A 20,916-nucleotide genomic window follows, 5' to 3' on the forward strand; every position below is an offset into this window, starting at 1 on the left:
GGATGGGTTTTCCTTTTTACATAATTTTCATCCGCGAAATACCTAAACCTAATGAAATTGAGCACGATGCTAGCTATCCACGGAGGGATGATTATAAAGCATGCGAGATTCCATATGGCCGCTTAAAGACAATTATAAACATATGAAAGGAACTCCTATTTTATTCGTTGTATTGCTGATTGCCCTGGCATGTAAACCTGAAAAAAAGGTCGAAATCATCGAATCGACTACTACCCCTTCACTGGATTCACTGAGTCAAGCGCTGGGCTGGCCGGATGAGTTGGCAGTACAAGCATTTTCTGGTCCGGATTTGACCCCAAGTCCAGCCTGTCTGGCAGTATCTCCTTATGGAGAAGTGTACGTTGGGGTAGACGCCATCGGGTCCTTGGGGAAAACTCCTGGAAAAGGAAGGATTGTCAAACTCATTGACAAGGACAACGATGGCAAAGCAGACGAACATACCGTTTTTGCTGAGGTGGACAATCCGCGTGGAATTATTCCGCTAGGGGATAAGCTATACGTGCTGCACACGATTTTTTCGTTGGAAGACAGCGTGGCCACCGGAATGGACTTGGTTGTATTTGAGGATGCCAATGGAGACGGCGTTGCCGATGGCCCGTCCGAACCATTGATTCAGCATATCAGCTCGCCCAAGTTTCTTCAAGGTAGGGGGACGGATCATGCGACCAATGGTATTCGTCTGGGAATTGACGGTTGGATTTATATTGCCGTGGGAGATTTTGGATTTCATGGTGCGGTGGACCGGGATGGTACGGAAATGACCATGCTAGGCGGCGGAATTTTGAGAGTCAGGCCTGATGGTACCGAAATGGAAGTATATACCCATGGCTTGAGGAATATCTACGATGTGGCGATTGACCCCTATATGAATATGTTTACCAGGGGAAATACCAATGATGGTGGCGGTTGGAATATCCGCTTTATTCATCAGATTCAAACAGGCGAATACGGATACCCGGTTTTATTTAAAAATTTCACCGAGGAGATTATCCCTGCCCTGGTGGATGTAGGTGGAGGATCTGGAACAGGAGCCCTTTTTATTGATGACAATCGCTGGCCGGAGAAGTATAATAAGGTGCCGATGATGGCGGACTGGGGAAGAAGCCAATTGTACATTCATCGGTTGACAGCCGACGGCCCTTCCTATACCCAAGAGGAAGAAGAATTTTTCAAACTACCACAAATCACCGATTTGGATATAGATGGCACTGGAAGAATGTTTATGGCTGCCTGGGATGGCGCCGGGTATTCCGGTAACGAAGAGAAGGGATTTGTGGTACGTGTAGTACCCAAAGTCTGGGAATACAGCGAAATGCCTGATCTGAACGCTGCAGATATAGATGACCTGGTAGATTTATTGAAAGAAGAAAGTGCCACCATCAGATTGTATGCCCAACAGGAGTTGGTAAGCAGGGGGAGTTCAGAAGCAGCAAGCGAAGCTTTAGATTTAGCAAAAAGCTCAGGGGAACCGCTTTATGCGCGGGTAGCCGCCATGTATGCATTTTCACAGATAAGTGGTGCGGAAGGGGTAGCAGAGATGATGGCTTTGATGGATGATGCCGAAATGAAGGAGCATGCCATCCGGGCAATTACCGATAGGGAAGCCTATTTACAAAACCTGTCAATAGCTCCTTTTGTGGAAGCGATGAGTGACCCTTCTGCCAGGGTACGTGCGGCAGCTATTATTGCATTGGGAAGGATTGGAAATAAGGCGGCTATTCCTCATTTATTGGAGGTGGAGGTTCCCAATTCATTCCAGGCTCCCGAATTGGGAGAGGAGGGCCCTCATGCCAGTCCGAATTCGGAAATTATCCTACCTCATTTGGCTGTAAGGGCATTGGTAGACCTGGAGGCTGATACCGAGATTTTGGAAGAAGTGGGATCTGGTAATTCGGACCTGGCGCTTTGGACGTTGCGTTATATGCATACACCTGCTGCCGTATCCGGACTAATTTCCAGGTATAATGGTTCAGCTACGGAGAGTGTGGAATTGAAACGGAGCATTCTGGCTACCCTGGCCAGATTGTATACCAAAGAGGCTCCCTACGACGGTTCCTGGTGGTGGGGAACCCGGCCGGATACCCATGGACCTTATTACAAGTCCGTATTGTGGTCGGCCTCTCCTGAGATTAAGGCATTATTCCAGCAGCTATGGGATACCGGAAGCAGGAGCGATAAGGATTACATTGCCATGCTGAATCAAAAAAACCGGATGGGCATCCTTGAATTTGGAGGGGACTATTCGGTAACGGAGGTTTTGGAAGAACCAGAGGTGGATTTGGAAAAAATTAAAAATCAGAAAGGACAGATTGGAGAATCCTCCATTGAAGATATTCTTTTGGCCATGCAGGAGCTAGCCGGAGAAGCTGTTAAAGGCAAAGCGATTTTCCAACAACAGGGTTGCAAGGCTTGCCACAGCATAGAAGCAGGGGAGCAGATGAAAGGGCCTTTTATGGGGCAGGTAGGAAGCATCATGACTCGGGAGCAAATAGCAGAATCCATACTCAAGCCGAATGCGTCCATTTCTCAGGGATTTGCTACGGTGATGATCCAAACCAAGGATGATAAGTCTTATGTGGGTTTTGTGACGGAAGAAAGTGCAGAGCGCATCGTTATCCGCAATATAGCAGGTCAGGCCTTTACGCTAGCAGCAGCTAACATAAAGGAGCGGACGGAAATGGAAAATTCCATGATGCCCGCTGGTCTGGCCAATTCCTTATCCTACGAAGAGTTTGCCTCATTGATCACCTACCTTTCGGAACAGAAATAGCGATTTCCTTTTATTAGTAAGAAGGAAAAGTGATACCAAACAATCAAAAAAGGCCTGCCAGGATACGAGCAGGCCTTTTTGTGGTTAGCCACCCAGACTTTTTTTAATTTTTGTAAACCATGACGGACCGTTTTCTGATTTTTGTTTATTATTAAAATGGTCGTCACCTATTAAAAGGGCCAGCGGCTGAAGGGGGATGTAACTTTCACAAATTACTTTTAGCATTGCTGCAAAGGGAAGAAACAATACCATACCCGCTACTCCCCAAACCGATGCGCCCACGATTAGACTGAGTATGGCGGCAAAGGCGTTTACGTTTACACTGTTGCCGACTATTTTGGGACTCAGAAAGTTACTTTCGATAACCTGGATAAGCCAAAACATTCCGGCCACAGCCAATGGTACCCAAAGCTCATCCTTGGATATGAAAGCATAGAGAACCGGAATACTGGCTCCAATGGTCGTTCCGATATAGGGAATAATAGAGAGGGTAGCTGCCAGAAAACCAAATAAGATGGGATTGTCCAATCCAATGATCCATAATCCGGTACTATTCGCCAGGCCCAGGATTAGAATCAGTGTCAGCATGCCGGAAAGGTATTTTTGCCCGACTAGCTGGATTTTTTTCAGCATTTTTAAGTACTGGTTTTCATTTTCCTCCGATGCAAATTGCTTAAAAGCACTGACCAAGCTCTTTTTGTAAATCAGAAACAAGAAAGTGTAAATAATCATTGTAAAAATACCTGTCAGAAAACTGGCCGTGTTGCTAAAGGTTTTTCCCAATAATCCGGCGGCTCCTTCTTTTATCCAGGATTTCCCGTCTTCCAAAAGTTTGTCTTTTTCGAAATTGCCCAGAAAGCTGAGGTTTTCATTGACAAATACCACTGAATCGGTAAAAATAGTCATTAGTTTGTCACCGAAATCGGTCAACTGATCCGAAAGCGAGAGGATTTCAGCAGAAAAAAATGTCAAAACACCAAGAATTAACAGGAAAAATCCCAGCAATACGGTAAAGGCAGCACCAATATTCCCGAATTTTTTTTGTAACCTTTTGTGTAGAGGATGCAAAATAAAGGAAAGGAGCAGGGCCAAACTCAAGGGAATGAGAATGGATTTGGCGATGACCATGATGGTAATTACCAAAACAGCAAAGGCCAGTGTGAAAAACAAATGTCTAAAGGATAATTGCATAGGGCTAAGTTAAAAATGGTAGTTTTCAAATGGATAGTAGCCTGCGTTTGACTCTTTGGAAGAGAAAATGCAGGTGGGCATTGTGAGTTAGGTTCAATCAGCTATCATTTGATGGCATCATCACTTGCTATCTCATCAGGGGTTAGCTGGAATTTTACCTTAAGATAGAGAAAAATTAGGTAACTTATTAAAGTTATTAGTAACTGCCAGCCAAAATGGGTTTTCCGTGTAAACAATTTTTTTTTAAAGAGAGGCAATTCGGAAATAATATTTTTATAACATGGCGCAATGATTGTGTGTTTAAAATAATAGAAATGAGGCACGCTAACTGCCAATCGTAAGTTTTTGAAAAGTTTGAAAAGAATAATTAAAATAGACCGAATGAAAATTTTGAAGATAGGGTACGTTTTTTTGGTAACCATTTTGATGGCAGGATGTACTGCAGCCGAAGTCAATCGCTTTATTCAGGGAGCATCTGAGGCAAGCCTGACCGAGCAGGATGTGGGAAATGGCTTGAAGGAAGCGCTTGTTATGGGCATTTCTACCGGGGCAGATTTGGCTTCCCGTGAGGATGGGTTTTTCAAAAATGACCTGATTCGCATCGCCTTACCGGAGGATGTTCAGCGGGTGGAGGCCACTTTAAGAAGGATAGGCCTGGGGGCTGAAGTTGATCGGGTACTTTTGACCATCAACCGTGGGGCAGAAAATGCAGCTAATGAAGCAAAGCCCATTTTTATTGATGCCATCCGGCAGCTCACCGTTCAGGATGCCTGGAATATTCTTAGGGGAGACGATGATGCAGCCACAAAATACCTGCAAAGGCAAACCACAGAAAAATTAACCGAACTATTCGAGCCCCATATTCAAAAATCGCTTGAACAGGTAGGTGCAACGCGGTATTACGGTGATTTGGTAAGTTCATATAACAATTTTCCTACTACCTCCCGTAAGCTGGATCCGGACCTAAAGGCCTATGTGACCGAAAAAGCCATTTCCGGATTGTTTACCTTGATTGCGCAGGAAGAGAAAGCCATTCGTGAAAATCCGGCCGAAAGGACCACCGCTTTATTACGTAGGGTTTTTGCCGCGCAGGATAATTGAGAAAATAACAGGTAATCAGGAAAGCATCAGCGATGTTTTCATCAATCGGGACGCCAATTCTTGTAAACCCTTTTCTATTTTTTCAGCTTCTTCAGGTGAAGGTTTGTTGGATCCGGAGGCAAATGCCTTCATTTTTTCAGCATCGATTTCTGTCAGGATTGCCAGTTCTTTCAGGTCGAATACCTTAAACGCTTCAAAAAAGGTGGGGCAATCGTAATAGTGATTAAACTCCACTGTACCCGGGTTCAGACTTTCAAATTCCCACAGCAGTTTTTTCAATTGTGTTTCCAGTCCCGGAATGCTTGGAGCGGATTGGGTCAGGGGATTATCGTTATAGGTAAGGCTTCCTTTAAAGGTATTATTTTCTTTGGTAATTACCAGGTCGAGTTTAAGCGTAGTCATTGCTGTCTTTTTTTGGTTTATGGGATATTTGTTTTCACATTCCCTTTTTGGAGCCTTTAAGGTAGGAAAAAAGTACGACAAGATCAGTAGCTGGATACTCTCAGGATATTTTTGAAATACCAATTGATCACTGCTCATGCCAGCAGGGGTTCTTACCCTGGCTAATAGCAAGGAGTCCTAAAACCTGATTTCTTTCCTAGATGGCACTTCCTACATTAATTGAAGGGAGGCGCTCATTGGTTGCCCTGATTTGATCTGTATTAGGGATACGGTAGAAAATACCCCTTGTCTCTGTAAACTACCACCGGCATTATAGAGATCCCTCCCTGATTGACTCTCCACTCAATTGCCAAAAAATGCAAAAACCCCTTCAAAATCGCTTCTGAAGGGGTTTTATGTACCTTGGGCCGGAGTCGAACCGGCACGAGTGTTACCTCATTGGTGTTTGAGACCAACGCGTCTACCAATTCCGCCACCAAGGCATTTCAAACTAATCCCGTTCCTTTCTGAACGGGATGCAAATATGGGCAAAGAAATTTTCTCAAACAATACTTTACCGCCTTCAAATCCTTATTTTTTTATCTTCAAGCACTCCAAATCCAGTAGGGGGCAGGCTGACCCCGACCATCGTCCGTTTAGACCTCGAAATTAATGTAAATGGAGCTGTCGTATTTCAAGCCCAATAAATCCGCCCCATGTCCATGATTAATGCCAATCTCCAACAAGCCGAGACTGTTGAAAAAGGCCCAACAATCGCCAGGCTCCACCTCGTCGTAGTTCTGCTGTATCGTTTCCAGGGTTTCCCTTCCAAAGGAAATTTCAAATTTTCCGGGATTTAGCTTATCAAAAACGTCTCTGGGGATGTTTGTGATCAGATTCCCGTAATGGTCTACCCGTAATACATAACCCACGATTTGTTTTTTGCTCGCTTTAAATTGCCTGCCCATCATCTTTTTTATGGAAGGCAAGGGGCCTCCGAAATCATGAATGGCCGCGCCGCTGGCTACTTTGGCCGCAATGGGCGCCAGTATGTCCTTGGCAGGGAAGCTGCTGTTACGGATATGAATATCTGAGAACTTGACCACTATTCCCGGATCGTGATCTGCCAACATGCTCAAGACCCCGTTGTTCGGCCCGACGAAAATATGTTCGTTCAGTTTGATGCCTATGTAACCATCCGTGATGTCGCTGGTGGAATTTAATGCCACCAGGTGAACAGTACCTTTAGGAAATTCGTTATAGCTAGCACGAAGAACGAAAGCCGCATGCGCAATATCGTAAAGAGCGATATCATGACTGATGTCGACGATGGATAATTGGGGGTTTATGGATAACATCTTCGCTTTTACTACCGGAACGTAGTAATCAGCGTTTCCAAAATCAGATATGAATGTTACCAAAGCCATAGAAGCAAGTCAATTAAAAATTCGTACTTTTGTTTTATTATATGATAAACAAAAATAGGCATTTTAAATTAGTTTTTTGAATAGGATAAACAGAAGACAGTATATTGGTAGAAAAAGTCATCACATTGGAAAACATTTCCCTCCTGGATTTCCTGGGATCGGAGAATGAAAATATCAGGCAGATATCCGCAGCTTTTCCCCAAAGCAAAATTGTATCCCGGGGAAATGAGATACGGATCAAAGGGCAAGCTCCCGAAATCCTTAAAATCAATGATATTCTAAACATGCTTTTGGAGCATTTCAGTCGTTTTGGCCAGGTAACTCCAGATAATGTCAAGGAATACATTGCGCTTGAAGGCAACCCTCCAGGTCAGGCAGAGACAAAGAATGACATCATACTGTATGGAAACAAAGGCGTGGTGGTACGGCCAAAATCTCCTAATCAGAAAAAATTAGTAGACGCTTCCTATGCCAACGACCTTGTGTTCGCGCTCGGACCAGCAGGTACCGGCAAAACCTATATTGCGGTGGCGTTGGCGGTTAGAGCACTCAAAAACAGAGAAGTTAAGCGGATCATCATCACCCGCCCTGCAGTAGAGGCAGGGGAAAATCTTGGATTTCTTCCAGGAGATCTCCAGGAAAAACTGGATCCCTACCTCAGGCCCATTTACGATGCGCTGGGAGATATGGTGCCCGCTGAAAAACTACGGTTTTATCAGGAAAATAGGGTGATCGAAATAGCTCCGCTGGCGTACATGCGGGGAAGGACCTTACACGACGCTTTTATCCTGCTCGATGAGGCTCAAAATACCACCAGTGAGCAAATTAAGATGTTTTTGACGCGAATGGGCCCCAATTCAAGGGTGATCATTACAGGTGATCAGTCTCAAGTAGACCTTCCGTCTAAACAGAAATCGGGTCTTAGAGAATCACTCCGCATTCTGAAAGACGTAAAGGGGATAGGGGTAGTGCACCTTTCCGGCAAGGACGTGGTCCGGCACCGACTGGTGAAATCCATCATCGAAGCCTATGAAAAAAATGAAGTGGAAGTTAAACAACCGCGATGACGTTTTCAGTACAGAAAATCACAGATGAATTTGCTCTTAAAAAGGCCTTTAGAATCAGGGAAGAAGTATTCGTAAAGGAACAATGCGTGGACCCGGATGAGGAATACGATGCGTTTGAAAACGAGTCCTCTCAGTTCTTAGCCTATCAGGGCCAGCAGGAAGTAGGTACTGCCCGTTGGAGATTTACCGGAAACGGCATCAAGTTGGAACGCTTCGCTGTGTTGGAGCCGTTCAGAGGAAAAGGGGTAGGACAGGCACTGGTGAAGGCCGTCCTGGCAGATATTCAATCCCACCCGGAAAGTGCTGGAAAAACCATCTATTTGCACGGACAGGTGACTGCTATGGGGCTCTACGAAAAATTCGGTTTCCAAAAAGCTGGAGAGCTTTTTGTAGAATGTGGTATTGATCATTACCTAATGGAACTTTCAAGTGATTAGGACGTTTAATCATATTAGTTTTAAAACATTTTACGAATTTTATATAAGAAATGAGAAAACTACAGCATTTCCTGATTTTTACCATTTTTTTTGGATTTTTAGTAAGTTCAGCTTATTCTCAAAGTCCAGAGTATCCTATTTCTCCAGCCAATGAGGTGAAGCTTAACATTGCCAATACCATTATAATCGGTTCTCTGGAGCTTGGCTACGAGCGATTTTTGGATCAAAATCAATCGCTTGGTTTGGAGGTACTATTTATGGATAGGTTTGCTTACGTCTCGGACAGTGGAGACGGCCAGGATTTTAAGGCCACCAGTTTGATACTTGCCTACAACTACTATTTTGTGACCGAATCAAATCCCTCCGGATTTTACGTGCACCCCTTTTTGAAATACAGAAACGGCACTTTTACGGAAGTGGACGAAAACAGTACGGTTCAAGAGACCAATTTGAACAGTTTTATGGTTGGTTTTGGTGCCGGATATAAGTGGGTTCATAATGAAAAATTCATCCTCGGCCCCTACGTCAATATTGCCAGGGGATTTAATGAGGAAGTAAGTGATCGCTTTGACCCGGTAGAACTTAATGCTGGCTTTAGCGTCGGTTTCCGATTTTAGGTAGCGACTTACGCTAATTCCTTGAAATTCAGACAAATTCATTGGTCTTTTTGAAAAAAATCACTAATTTCTTTCCTCGTTTGCGATAAAAGGCTTCCGGTTTAATTGATCTGGAAGAAAAAGTAAAAACAGGCAAAGATTTTGGTCCCTTTTTTCTTTTTTTATGAAGTTCAATGAGTTTCCTTTCGTCAGGTACACGATTTTTTTTGTGTTCGGGGTATTGGTATACCCCTATTCCAACCAAATGCTTCCAGGTCGGCTTCTGATAGCATTGATTGTTTTTTTGGTTTTATATACCGGTCTGGTATTGAGCTACACTCCGAAAGCCAGGAAGTCACTTTATTTTCTTGTTCCGGCCATCGCCTATTCCAATCTGGTACTCATGGGGATGTTTGTTGCTTCTATTCGTGATGTCTACCATGATCCGGATCATTTGGTCCATTTTTCCGGTATATCAGAATACCTGGCTGAAGTAAAAGATCTGGATCAGCCAAAGCCCAAAAGCATAGCTAATCTGGTGGAGGTGTATGCCGTCCGCACCCAATCAGGATGGCAAAAGGCCAACGGAAAAGTTCAGATTTACCATCGGTCTGCGAGTCAACTGATGCCGGGATCCCTACTACTGATAGATGGAACACCTGAGAAGATCCCCTCCTCTAAAAATCCGGAAGCGTTTGATTACGCTTCTTTTATGTCTCAAAAGCGTATTTATTATAGTGATTTCATAGGTTCCGATTTTAAACTGCTGCATGTGGGGGAATTGCCTCCCTGGCATGCCGGAATTGTTTCATTACGGCAATTTTTAGAGGGGAAGGTATTGAGGTTTGTCGAAGACGATGCTTCGGCTCAGATTGCCAAAGCCTTACTTCTGGGGCAAAAAAAAGACTTGGACGAGGATATAGGAGAGGCCTATGCCACGGCTGGAGCCATGCATATTCTGGCGGTATCCGGATTGCATGTCGGCATTATTTACGGGTTTTTCTTTTTGTTTTTCAAACCCCAAAAGGCCAAAAAGTTTAAACGGGTACTCTTTCTGAGCCTTGTGGTGCTACTGATTTGGCTCTATGCAGCCATTACCGGTTTTTCCCCTTCGGTCCTCAGAGCCGCTGCCATGTTTACCTTTATTTCCGTTGCGCAGATGAAGTCCAGAAACCCGTCGATTTTTAATCCGCTGGCCTTATCCGCCATGGTTCTGTTAGTTTATGATCCGTTTTTGGTGTATGCAGTGGGGTTTCAGCTGAGTTATACAGCCCTGTTGGGCATCCTTCTTTTTCAACCGCTGATTGCTTCCTTATGGAGTCCTGATAGCCGGTATTTGAGATATTTGTGGGACATTAGTAGTGTGGGGTTGGCAGCACAGTTAGCCACTTTTCCTTTGGCCATTCACTATTTTCATGTTTTTCCCACCTATTTTTTCTTGTCTAATTTGCTGGCCATACCGGGCGCTTTTATAATCATGTCGCTGGGATTAACCTTTTTATTGCTGTCCTACTGGTCGGTGCCTGCTTCCTTTTTGGGAAGTTTAGTAAACGAGTCGATTCGATTACTAAACGAGGGAATCTTTAGTTTCCAAAAATTACCCTTCGCGAAACTTGAATTTCTCTATTTTCGCCTCCCTGAAATGATTTTAATTTGGTCCCTTTTATTCTGTACTTACCAATTGCTAATACAAAGAAAGAAACAGCAGGTTTTGTGGGTGATTTCGGTGCTGGTGTTGCTGGGCTTTTACCGGATCTTTGAAACCTGGGAAAAAGCCAGGCAGCATTACTTACTGGTTTACGAGGTTGATCAGGGGCTTGCCATTGACTACGTATGCGGAGAGCAGGTGTTTGAAGCGATGGTGGAGGTAGAACCGGATGACTTTCGCTATCAGATTCTTCCGCACCGGATCAAACAAACGGGAACGAATGTAGGTAAACTACTAGTCAGAGATGAGGATGAGTTTATTCATCTGGAACTTCCTGGTGGCAAGGTCCTGAAATTGGAAAAACAGACCTTCCGGCCAAAACCAGATGATGCCTTCAAAATGCATTTCTGGTCGGCTGGCAAGTGGCGTGAGTACCAACCGTCAGCCTTTGCAAACAGCCTACCTGAAGCGGCTTTGAAAATAACTTTTAACAATCAGCTCACATTCTTGTGATTGGCTGGAAGGCGGTTTACTTTGTAAAAAAATAGCCTCTTGGTAGGAGGAACATCGCACAATTTCTCAATGGATGAATTGAAAACAGAGGCCCTGGCCACCTTAAAACAGTATTTCGGATACCTTGATTTCCGTCCCTTGCAGGAAGAAATTGTATTAGCTGCTGCACAGGGAACGGATACACTTGCTTTGATGCCAACCGGAGGAGGTAAGTCGATTTGTTTTCAGGTTCCCGCATTGATGAAGCCTGGCATTTGTCTGGTGATCAGCCCTTTGATTGCTTTGATGAAAGATCAGGTGGACCATTTGAAAAAGCGAGGAATTAAAGCCCTGGCCATTCATTCGGGCATGCAAAAGCGGGAGATAGACACCCTCCTGGATAATTGTGTGTATGGAGACTACAAATTTTTGTACGTATCTCCCGAGCGACTGAAGACGGAGCTATTCCTTGAAAGGTTCAAAAAAATGAATGTGAATCTGCTGGCAGTGGACGAAGCCCATTGTATATCTCAATGGGGCTATGATTTTCGTCCTGCATACCTGGAGATCGTTAAAATCCGGGAACTGGTACCGGAAGTGCCCGTGCTTGCCCTGACTGCTTCAGCGACATTAGCCGTCCGAGAAGACATTATCGAGAAACTCGAGATGAAACCGGCAACTGTTTTTGTGCAGTCTTTTGCCCGTAGCAACTTATCTTATGCGGTTCGCTGGGCGGAAAACAAGGTTGAAAAGGCAGTGGAGATTCTTCAGAAAGTACCGGGAAGTGCCATCATTTACCTGAGAAGCCGGAAGGGAACGAAGGAAACAGCACAGCACCTGATTCAGTTGGGTATTTCGGCTACTTTTTACCATGCAGGGCTGGAACAAAAAGATCGGAATCAGCGGCAAATGGATTGGATACAGGGCAAAGTCCGGGTGATGGTGGCTACCAATGCTTTTGGTATGGGAATCGACAAACCGGACGTACGATTAGTGTTGCATCTGGACATCCCTGAAAACCTCGAAAATTACTACCAGGAGGCTGGAAGAGCTGGAAGAGACCGGATCAAAGCCTTTGCCGTGTTGATGGTTCGGGAGCAGGATTGTCTGGCGCTGATCGAAATGGCTGAGAAGTCCTATCCACCTGAAGACCAAATCAAGCGGGTTTACCAATGCCTGGCCAATTATTACCGACTGGCGGTGGGGAGCGCTGAGATGAGTAGTTTTGATTTTGATTTCGCCAATTTTGCCAACACCTATTCTCTTGATGTAAAGATGGCCTATAATGCCATCAAGGTACTTCAGGAAGAGTCCTTTCTATTATTCTCTGAAAGTGTTTTCGTCCCCTCGTCTCTCCATTTCCTGGTATCCCAGACAAAAATTTACGAGGCACAAATTGCTTACGCCAAACTAGACCCCTTGATTAAGCTGTTGCTTAGATTGCACGGTGGGGAGCTTTTTGTCAACTACATTCGCATTTGGGAAAACAAACTCAGCCAGCTCCTGAAGATCCCCGAAAAGGAAGTGGTGAAAATGTTAACGCGGATGGACGAACTTGGCTTGGTAGCATACACTCCAAAAAAGGACAAGCCCCAGGTAACCTTTATGACACCAAGAAAAGATGCCGGTACGCTTCCATTGGATAAAAAGCGGATCAATCAAAGAAGGACACAGGCCAAAGAAAAGGCCGGACAAATGGTGGCTTATGCGAAAAATGTAAAAAATTGCAGGACATCGCTTATTTTAGATTATTTTGGGGAAAAGAATGAATATACCTGCGGTATTTGCGATACCTGTCTCCAGAATAAGAAGGAAAAGGAAAGGGGGAGCTATCAAAAATGCCTGGAAAGTAAAATACTTAAAACTTTAGCAGCCGGGCAAGCGTTTTCTTTGAAGGATTTGTTAGAACTTGTGGGAGAGAGTCCCGATGATCTTACGGTAGAAGTCATTCGACATCTGGAGGATGAAGGTCTACTAGTCACAGGAGAAAATGGTAAAATCAGGCTAACATGAAATTCATCGATGATTTGTTGGGTAGGTTGTTTCCAGAGAAAGACAGTAAATTGTCCATAAAAGAGAATTTTACCGTTTCCGGGAATGAAGAAGCACAGGTATCTTCCTGGATGGACTCCGTAGAAGGTCGGGCGTTGATGAAAAAGATTTACGATAATTACCACCTTAAAATTGCCGGGGTAAATAAGCAACCTGACGTTCATGTATTGCATTCTCCCTATGCCAATGGTTTTGCAGTAAGTTTTCAGCATCCTTTGACTGCTTCCAGCTTCTCCAACCTGTTTGTTGGTTTGGGACAAGGGATGGCCGAATTGGGATATAGAAAAGTAAGCCTGGATAGAAAAATGGAAGAAACAAACGAACAGGTAAAAGTGACGGAAAAATATTATTTTAAGCCACCTTTATCAGCAGGGGATCTGAATAGTAAAATTGATCAGTTGTTCGGCAATGTGAGTATAGAAAAAATTTACATAAATAACGAGCCCAGCTACCTTAAGGTATTGGTTACGGTCTATGCAGACAGGTTATACCACGATGCCGCTCCCTTTGACCGATTTATGGATCGGTTATTTAATCAGGATTAACTATGGACAAGAGACTATTAAAAGAATTTTTATCGAATTACAGGACTCCATTTGAGGAAGAAAAAGCGATGATTCCGGATTTCTTGGCATTGCTGGATGATCCGATTGCCTTCAGCCGCGATAGAAAGGAGGGACATTTTACCGCATCTGCCTGGATTGTGAATCGGAGGCGAACGCATACACTGTTGACCCTGCACCGCAAGCTGCAAAAATGGTTGCAACTGGGAGGACATGCAGACGGTAACCAGAACCTGTTGGAAGTGGCCATGGATGAAGCACGTGAAGAAAGTGGTTTGACTTCTCTTCGGTTAGTAGATCGGTTTATATTTGACCTGGATCGGCATCTGATACCAGCCAACGCTACCGATCCGCAGCACTTTCATTACGATGTTCGCTTTTTGATAGAGGCTGAAATGGACGAGCCTTTGATCATTAGTCCGGAGAGTAAAGACCTGGCTTGGGTAGGCTTTGACATGACCGCTGAGCTGGTAGGCAACAATGCCTCAATCCTTCGGATGCTGGAAAAAACCAGCCGATCTGAAATACTTTTATAACCAAAGGCGCGGAAGGCCTGATTTTATTGTCCGATTATTCGGTTTGTGCTTCAGGGAATCCCTATCTTTGCCAAAATTTTGAGATGAGATGAATAACAACCTTTTCAAATCCCTGGCACTTCTTTTTCTACTGGTTTCCTGCCAGCCTTCGGTAGAGGAGCTGTTTGAGGCTGGTGTAACTGCCCTGGAAGGGCAAAAGTACGAGGAATCGATCAGCTATTTTGACCGGCTGGTAGGCCTTGATAGTGCGCATGCTGCTGCCTGGAATGCCAGAGGTGTGGCTTTTTTTGAGCTGGGTCAATGGGATGAGGCCATTGACTCTTTTTCCAAATCAATCGAGGTGGATTCGTTAAATTACAAACCATTTTTTAACAGAGGTAATGCCTGGATGGAAAAGGAGGCGTTCAAGGAAGCTCTAATCGACTACAACCGGGCTAATGGTTTGGATATCAATCAATCTGATATTTATTACAACAGAGGTCTGGCTTTATTAGGCCTGGAAATGTACGAGGACGCCCTGATAGATTTTAACATGGCCTTGCAAGCGAACCCTGAGCAACCTACCGTTCTTTTCAACAAGGCCAAAGCCCAATTGGGAAACAATGACCCCCTGACGGCCATTGCTACGCTCAATGAAGTGGTGCGGTTGGATCAGCGGAATGCCTCCGCTTACTACCTGCTTGGCGTAACGGAAATGAGTGCATTAGGAAACGAGGAAAAGGGCTGTACCCAATTAAAAATGGCCTTGTCTTTAGGGTATACGCAAGCAAAGGAATGGGTGGACGAGTTCTGTCAGGAATAATGGCCGAGATAGGTAAAGACATAGCGAAAGCAGCCAAATATCTTACAGAAGGAGAGTTAGTGGCCATACCTACAGAAACGGTGTATGGTTTGGCAGGTAATGCGCTGGATGAACGCGCCGTTTTAAAAATATTTAAGACCAAAGACAGACCGGAATTTGACCCCCTGATTATCCATCTTGGTAAAAAAAGCCAATTGATGGATTATGTGCAGGATGTTCCGGAAGAATTAGCAGCCCTTGGCGAGCGTTTTTGGCCAGGACCCTTGACGCTTTTATTACCCAAAAAGGACATTATTCCCGATTTGGTTACCAGTGGACTGGACACGGTTGGGGTACGTGTCCCAAGGCATCCGCTCACCAGAAAACTATTGCAACAGCTTAACTTTCCTTTGGCGGCTCCAAGTGCCAATCCTTTTGGATACATTAGCCCAACCCGAGCGAGGCACGTTCAAGACCAGTTGGGTGATAAAATAAATTATATATTGGATGGAGGTGATTGTGAAGTAGGGCTGGAAAGTACCATCGTTGGAATGGAGCAGGGTCAGGTAATTGTGTACAGACTCGGTGGGATTTCCGTTGCGGATATAGAAGATGCGGTGGGGAAAGTACTTATCCTGCCACAGTCCAGCAGCAATCCAAAATCTCCGGGCATGCTCAAAAGCCATTATGCTCCCAAAAAACCGGTCTATTTGGGTGATTTGGATGAACTGATGGAAAAGTTTGGCAGAAAAGGAATCGTTTTTGCGGTCTTATCCTTTACCAGAGCCTTTGCGGACTTACCAGACTCCCTGCAGCTGGCATTGAGTGCAGATGGAAATTACGACGAGGCAGCGAGAAACCTGTTTTCCTACATGCGGCTTTTGGATGCTAGTGATGCAGAGGTAATATTAGCCCAGGAATTGCCGGAAATTCATTTGGGAAAGGCCATAAATGACCGATTGAGGAGGGCAGCTGCCAAATAAAATCCTTATTTTTGATAAATTTTAAACCTACAACATATGAACAATAGAATCAAAACTGTCGATAATGTTGATTTTAAAGGGAAGAAGGCCCTGGTAAGGGTGGATTTTAACGTACCCCTGGACGATCAATATAAAATTACGGATAATACCCGGATCGTGTACGCAATCCCTACCATCAAAAAGATTTTGGAAGATGGCGGAGCGGTGATCCTGATGTCCCATTTGGGCAGGCCTAAGTCGGGTCCGGAGGAAAAATTCTCCCTGAGGCACCTTGTAACCGAGTTGAATAAGGAACTGGAAGTTTCTGTACAATTTGCGAAAGACTGTATCGGGAGCGAAGCCAGCCAATTGGCTACCAGCCTCAACCCGGGAGATGTATTGTTACTGGAAAACCTGAGATTTCATAAGGAAGAGGAAAAAGGAGACCGGGAATTTGCTAAAAAACTGGCAGCCCTGGGAGATATTTATGTCAACGATGCCTTTGGTACTGCTCATAGAGCGCACGCCTCCACAGCCATAGTGGCCGAATTTTTCAATGACAAGGTGGCAGGATACCTGATGGAAGCGGAATTAGAAAATGCAGAAAAGGTATTGGGCGCTCCGGAAAGACCCTTTACAGCCATCATGGGCGGAGCCAAGATTTCCGACAAAATAATGCTTATCGATAAATTATTGGATAAGGTGGATAACCTGATTATCGGAGGCGGAATGTCCTATACTTTTGCCAAAGCGCAGGGAGGCTCTATTGGGGATTCCCTTTTGGAAGAAGATAAAATGGAACTTGCCCTGCAATTGGTTGAAAAAGCCAAAAAGCAAAACGTTAACCTGATTTTACCTGAAGACGCCGTAACTTCCAAGGCTTTTGCCAATGATGCAGAACAAAGCACGGCTAAAAGAGGACAGATCCCTGATGGTTGGATGGGATTGGACATTGGACCGGAAAGCCGGAAAAAATTCTCTGAAGTCATCATGGCCTCGAAAACCGTTCTATGGAATGGTCCCATGGGTGTTTTTGAGATGAGTAGTTTTGAAAACGGCACCAAAGCCGTTGCCGAATCCATAGTAGCCGCCACGAAAAATGGAGCTTTTACCCTGATAGGAGGAGGAGATTCTGCCGCTGCGGTCAATAAATTTGGCTATGGGGATGATGTTTCATTCGTTTCTACGGGCGGAGGTGCGCTTCTGGAATTGATGGAAGGAAAGACGCTTCCTGGTGTAAAAGCTCTGGAACCCTAATTAATTACCACTAAGTAGGCTGCCATTCGATCCCCATCCGGATTGGTCCTAAATGGATTGATTCCAAAGGCTGTAGATTAGATGGTTTTTTTGGAATTTAGGCAAGCCTTTGAATGGTTATTCCCCTGTCCTTGCCCTTGGTTTGTGACAGGGGAAAATTACCTTTCAGGCACTAGATCGTATTTCTTTGTCGTTTAGTGGTTGACCCCGAATTTAAATCAGCTGACTTTCATGTCCATAGAAATCCATCAGTTATCCAAAACGTTCGGTTCTCAGCAAGTGCTCAATGAGGTAAGTTTTCAGGCTAAACCAGGTCAGGTTCTTGGTTTTTTGGGGCCTAATGGTGCCGGGAAATCCACCACCATGAAGATTTTGACCGGATACCTGACGGCTGATGAGGGGGATGTTTTGGTGAAAGGAATTTCGGTCACCAAGCATCCGAAAGTCATAAGTAAACTGATTGGCTATTTGCCGGAACACAATCCGTTGTATCCGGAAATGTACATTCCTGAATTTCTGACTTTTGTAGGAGGTCTTTACCAAATGGAAGGTAAAATGCTTCAAAACAGGGTACAAACGGTCATGGAACAATGCGGCCTGATGGCTGAGCGGAAAAAGAAAATAGGCTTGTTATCCAAAGGCTATAAACAACGGGTCGGGCTGGCCAGATCCCTGTTACATGATCCGGAAATTATCGTTTTGGACGAACCCACCTCTGGCCTTGACCCCAACCAATTGGTAGAAATCAGGCAACTGATCAAAACCATCAGTGAAAATAAAACCTTGATATTAAGTACCCATATCATGCAGGAAGTCGAAGCCCTCTGTGATAAGGTGGTCATTATTCACAACGGAAAAATCGTGGCCCAGGATCTGTTGCAGCACCTGAAATCAGGTCAGGGAGAGGGGCAACTGATATTCGAAACTGAAGAGGCACTGGTCCCGGAGTGGATCAAAGGCATGGCCTATTCGGAATATTCCCAGCCCAATCCAACTACCTATGCTTTTTCCAGTACAGACCCTAAACAATTACGCCTGCAACTGATGCGTCTGGTGCAGGAAAAAGGCCTCAACCTGATCAGTGTCCGGCAGCAGGAAAATAACCTGGAATCCATATTCTACAGGCTCACACAAAATTAACAACATGGTTAGTTTGTTATACAAGGAAATAAACAGCTTTTTCAGCAACCTGTCAGCTTACCTGATTACCAGTATATTTTTAGTGGCCCTGGGTTTGATCGTTTGGGTTTTTCCAGGTACCAGTGTGCTGGAATATGGTTATGCAGATTTAGACAGCCTGTTTACCTATACCCCCTTCGTGTTTATCTTTTTGATACCGGCCATTACCATGGGCATGGTAGCAGAGGAAAGGAAATCAGGTACCTGGGAGCTCCTTAAAACCTCTCCCCTCAAAAGCCATCAAGTTATTTTGGCCAAATACCTGGCTTCTTTATTGTTAATACTGTTTGCACTGCTACCCACGCTGGTTTATTATTTCAGTGTGGTTCAGCTTGGTGATCCCGTTGGAAATATCGACAGTGCCGGTTTTTTTGGCTCCTATATTGGGTTGCTTTTGGTGGGAGCCTTATTTGCGGCTATTGGGCTTTTCAGTTCCACGCTCACTTCGAACCAAATTGTTGCATTTGTAATAGCGGTGTTTTTATGTTTTCTATTGTACGGTGGCATGGGTGCACTTGCGGCCTTATATTCCGGCGAATTGGGGTTGTTTCTGGAAGAACTGGGTATTAGTTTTCATTTTGAACAAATGGGCAGGGGAGTGATCGTTTCGGAAAACGTCTTTTACTTTCTGGGGATGATTCTTACCTGGTTGATTTTCACCTGGATTTTGATCGAGCGAAATGGATAAAAAGAACCAACCGATAGTACTTGGAATACTTTTACTGATACTCCTATGGTTGAGCTTGTGGGTTTTGGGGAATTGGTGGCAGTTTCGAATGGATCTGACCGAAGAGGGACGCTATTCCCTGTCCGACGCTACCAGGGAGGTTTTGGCTAATATGGACGGGCCGTTGGAAGTAGAAATTTTGCTGGAGGGGGATTTGCCAGCAGGAATGAAACGTTTTCAGAAAGGAATTGAGGAAACGCTGACCACTTTTCAGAATTATAGCAATGAAGAAATCACGATCCATTACCAGGATCCCTTAAAAATGGAAAGCGATTCCCGGGACGCCTACATTCTCGACCTTGCTGCGTATGGAATCAATCCGACCAATTTGTACAGTACCCAAAATGGAGCCCAAACTTCCCGCATGATATTTCCAGGAATTGTACTTAGAAGTGAGGATTATGAATTGGGCGTCTTGCTGCTTAAAGGGGAGAGGGGCATGGGGCCTGATGAGATACTGAACCTTTCCATAGAAAACCTGGAATTCGAGATCAGCCAGGCCCTTCAGCGGCTTTATACGAAAAATAAAAAGGCCGTGGGCATTATCATTGGACAAGGAGAAACGGCGGAGGACAATGGATTTGGTATGGTAGAAGCCCTAAATGAGGATTATGAAGTATACAAGGTTCCCTTTGATCAGGCAGAAAAGGTAGCCGATTTGCTTACTTTTGAGACCCTTTTGGTAGCGGGTCCTCAGCAAGCCTACGGAGAACGGGAACAGTACCTGCTGGACCAGTATCTAATGCATGGTGGAAATCTGGTTTTTTTTGTGGATCAAATGGCGGTGAACCTGGAAGAGGCGGGGGGAGAAGGGACGGTAGCGATGCCATTTGACACCGGATTGGATGGTTTGCTTTTCCGGTATGGTATTCGAATCAACAGGGATTTGATTCAGGATTTGAATTTTGGATATCACCCGGTGGTTGCCGGAGATTTTGGAGATCAGTCGCAGGTTGTTCCACTGCCTTGGCCTTTTTATGTACAGGCCGGAAAAATGGCCAATCACCCGATCACTAAAGGACTCGATCAGGTCCAATTCCGCTTTGTCAGCACCATGGATACGGTAAAGGCGGAAGGGGTTACCAAAACCCCGCTCATTTTTAGTAGTAATTTTAGCAAAAAATTGAGTGCTCCGGTGCGGATTGCATTTAAGGACATGGCAGAAGAACCGGAAGTGGCAACCTTCACTACAGGAAACCTACCTTTGGTATACTTGTTAGAAGGAAAATTCACTTCGTATTTTAAAAACAGGTTTGTACCCGATGGGTTTGATGTTTCCAGCTTTATTCCGGAAGGGAATGCAGGGCGGGTTCTCGTGGCCGGCGATTCCGATCTGGCGAAGAGTTGGGTAGACCCCAGCGAAGAACAACCTTTGCCTCTTGGCATGAGTCCATTTTCTGAAAATCAGACGGCAAACAGAGAGTTTTTGCAAAATGCAGTGAATTACCTGGTGGACCCTGATGGAATCATGGCTACCAAAAGAAAACAATTCCAAATCAGGCCGCTTAATAAAGTAAAAGTAAACCGACAAAAAGGCGTTTGGCAGGTCATCAATATTGCTTTTCCAGTGCTGCTAGTACTGCTAATTGGCTGGACGCAGTATTTATTCAAGAAAAGAAAATACGAAAAAGACCATGTCTAATAGAAATCCCTACCGGCTCCCAGGTATTTTTATTTCATCTAATCAAATCCCAATGAGGGCATTTGTAATTTTATTTATAACTTTAC

The 20,916-nt window shown here is 44.6% G+C and carries 18 protein-coding genes and 1 tRNA gene; 15 read left to right on the plus strand and 4 right to left on the minus strand.

The window, feature by feature from the left end:
- Positions 1 to 100 precede the first annotated feature (100 nt).
- Positions 101 to 2,791, plus strand: a complete 2,691-nt coding sequence (locus GKS34_RS21280) for a DUF7133 domain-containing protein (RefSeq protein WP_240459409.1) — start codon at positions 101 to 103, stop codon at positions 2,789 to 2,791.
- 84 nt (positions 2,792 to 2,875) lie between these two features.
- Here the strand turns inward: GKS34_RS21280 and GKS34_RS21285 are convergent, their stop codons facing one another.
- Positions 2,876 to 3,982: an AI-2E family transporter gene (locus GKS34_RS21285; RefSeq protein WP_163387012.1), complete on the minus strand. Its 1,107-nt coding sequence runs from the start codon at positions 3,980 to 3,982 to the stop codon at positions 2,876 to 2,878.
- Between the two features lie 381 nt (positions 3,983 to 4,363).
- On the opposite strand from GKS34_RS21285, the gene GKS34_RS21290 reads away from it, so the two are divergent.
- The gene (locus GKS34_RS21290; RefSeq protein WP_163387013.1) at positions 4,364 to 5,083 is read left to right on the plus strand and encodes a DUF4197 domain-containing protein; all 720 of its coding nucleotides are present in this window, start codon (positions 4,364 to 4,366) and stop codon (positions 5,081 to 5,083) included.
- A 15-nt stretch (positions 5,084 to 5,098) separates the two neighbouring features.
- Here GKS34_RS21290 and GKS34_RS21295 read toward each other — a convergent pair whose 3' ends face one another.
- The 3 genes from GKS34_RS21295 to GKS34_RS21305 form a co-directional block, all read right to left on the minus strand.
- Entirely contained in the window at positions 5,099 to 5,485 is a 387-nt protein-coding gene (locus GKS34_RS21295; RefSeq protein ID WP_163387014.1) for a hypothetical protein, read from the minus strand.
- 398 nt (positions 5,486 to 5,883) lie between these two features.
- Positions 5,884 to 5,967: transfer RNA gene (locus tag GKS34_RS21300), tRNA-Leu, on the minus strand.
- A gap of 153 nt (positions 5,968 to 6,120) precedes the next feature.
- On the minus strand, positions 6,121 to 6,891 hold the full coding sequence (locus GKS34_RS21305; RefSeq protein WP_163387015.1) for an SAM hydrolase/SAM-dependent halogenase family protein: 771 nt from the start codon (positions 6,889 to 6,891) through the stop codon (positions 6,121 to 6,123).
- Between the two features lie 104 nt (positions 6,892 to 6,995).
- Here GKS34_RS21305 and GKS34_RS21310 point away from each other — a divergent pair, with 104 nt between their 5' ends.
- The 13 genes from GKS34_RS21310 (at position 6,996) to gldG (ending at position 20,830) form a co-directional block, all read left to right on the plus strand.
- Entirely contained in the window at positions 6,996 to 7,958 is a 963-nt protein-coding gene (locus tag GKS34_RS21310) for a PhoH family protein (protein ID WP_163387016.1), read from the plus strand.
- Positions 7,955 to 8,395: a GNAT family N-acetyltransferase gene (locus GKS34_RS21315; protein WP_163387017.1), complete on the plus strand. Its 441-nt coding sequence runs from the start codon at positions 7,955 to 7,957 to the stop codon at positions 8,393 to 8,395. Before GKS34_RS21310 ends, GKS34_RS21315 begins: the two co-directional genes overlap by 4 nt.
- A 50-nt stretch (positions 8,396 to 8,445) precedes the next feature.
- Positions 8,446 to 9,012 carry a DUF3575 domain-containing protein gene (locus tag GKS34_RS21320; protein ID WP_163387018.1) on the plus strand — a complete coding sequence of 189 codons (567 nt, stop codon included), beginning with the start codon at positions 8,446 to 8,448 and terminating at the stop codon, positions 9,010 to 9,012.
- A gap of 163 nt (positions 9,013 to 9,175) precedes the next feature.
- On the plus strand, positions 9,176 to 11,152 hold the full coding sequence (locus GKS34_RS21325; RefSeq protein ID WP_163387019.1) for a ComEC/Rec2 family competence protein: 1,977 nt from the start codon (positions 9,176 to 9,178) through the stop codon (positions 11,150 to 11,152).
- A gap of 69 nt (positions 11,153 to 11,221) precedes the next feature.
- The gene (locus GKS34_RS21330; protein WP_240459410.1) at positions 11,222 to 13,144 is read left to right on the plus strand and encodes a RecQ family ATP-dependent DNA helicase; all 1,923 of its coding nucleotides are present in this window, start codon (positions 11,222 to 11,224) and stop codon (positions 13,142 to 13,144) included.
- Entirely contained in the window at positions 13,141 to 13,728 is a 588-nt protein-coding gene (locus GKS34_RS21335) for a hypothetical protein (protein ID WP_163387020.1), read from the plus strand. Before GKS34_RS21330 ends, GKS34_RS21335 begins: the two co-directional genes overlap by 4 nt.
- A 2-nt stretch (positions 13,729 to 13,730) precedes the next feature.
- Positions 13,731 to 14,282 (plus strand): NUDIX hydrolase, encoded by a 552-nt coding sequence (locus GKS34_RS21340; protein ID WP_163387021.1) that lies wholly within the window; start codon positions 13,731 to 13,733, stop codon positions 14,280 to 14,282.
- Between the two features lie 88 nt (positions 14,283 to 14,370).
- Complete coding sequence (locus GKS34_RS21345) at positions 14,371 to 15,084, plus strand: tetratricopeptide repeat protein (RefSeq protein ID WP_163387022.1); 714 nt, start codon at positions 14,371 to 14,373, stop codon at positions 15,082 to 15,084.
- Positions 15,084 to 16,046 carry an L-threonylcarbamoyladenylate synthase gene (locus GKS34_RS21350; RefSeq protein ID WP_163387023.1) on the plus strand — a complete coding sequence of 321 codons (963 nt, stop codon included), beginning with the start codon at positions 15,084 to 15,086 and terminating at the stop codon, positions 16,044 to 16,046. The genes GKS34_RS21345 and GKS34_RS21350 overlap by 1 nt, the downstream gene beginning before the upstream one ends.
- Before the next feature lie 36 nt (positions 16,047 to 16,082).
- The gene (locus tag GKS34_RS21355; protein WP_163387024.1) at positions 16,083 to 17,282 is read left to right on the plus strand and encodes a phosphoglycerate kinase; all 1,200 of its coding nucleotides are present in this window, start codon (positions 16,083 to 16,085) and stop codon (positions 17,280 to 17,282) included.
- Positions 17,283 to 17,513: 231 nt separating this feature from the next.
- Positions 17,514 to 18,422, plus strand: coding sequence for a gliding motility-associated ABC transporter ATP-binding subunit GldA (gene gldA, locus GKS34_RS21360; protein WP_163387025.1), 909 nt, complete (start codon positions 17,514 to 17,516; stop codon positions 18,420 to 18,422).
- A 4-nt stretch (positions 18,423 to 18,426) separates the two neighbouring features.
- Positions 18,427 to 19,149, plus strand: a complete 723-nt coding sequence (gldF, locus tag GKS34_RS21365; protein WP_163387026.1) for a gliding motility-associated ABC transporter permease subunit GldF — start codon at positions 18,427 to 18,429, stop codon at positions 19,147 to 19,149.
- Positions 19,142 to 20,830: a gliding motility-associated ABC transporter substrate-binding protein GldG gene (gldG, locus tag GKS34_RS21370; RefSeq protein ID WP_163387027.1), complete on the plus strand. Its 1,689-nt coding sequence runs from the start codon at positions 19,142 to 19,144 to the stop codon at positions 20,828 to 20,830. The genes gldF and gldG overlap by 8 nt, the downstream gene beginning before the upstream one ends.
- The last annotated feature ends 86 nt before the right edge of the window (positions 20,831 to 20,916 follow it).

The sequence above is a fragment of the Cyclobacterium jeungdonense genome (assembly GCF_010994275.1).
GTDB classification, from domain to species: domain Bacteria; phylum Bacteroidota; class Bacteroidia; order Cytophagales; family Cyclobacteriaceae; genus Cyclobacterium; species Cyclobacterium jeungdonense.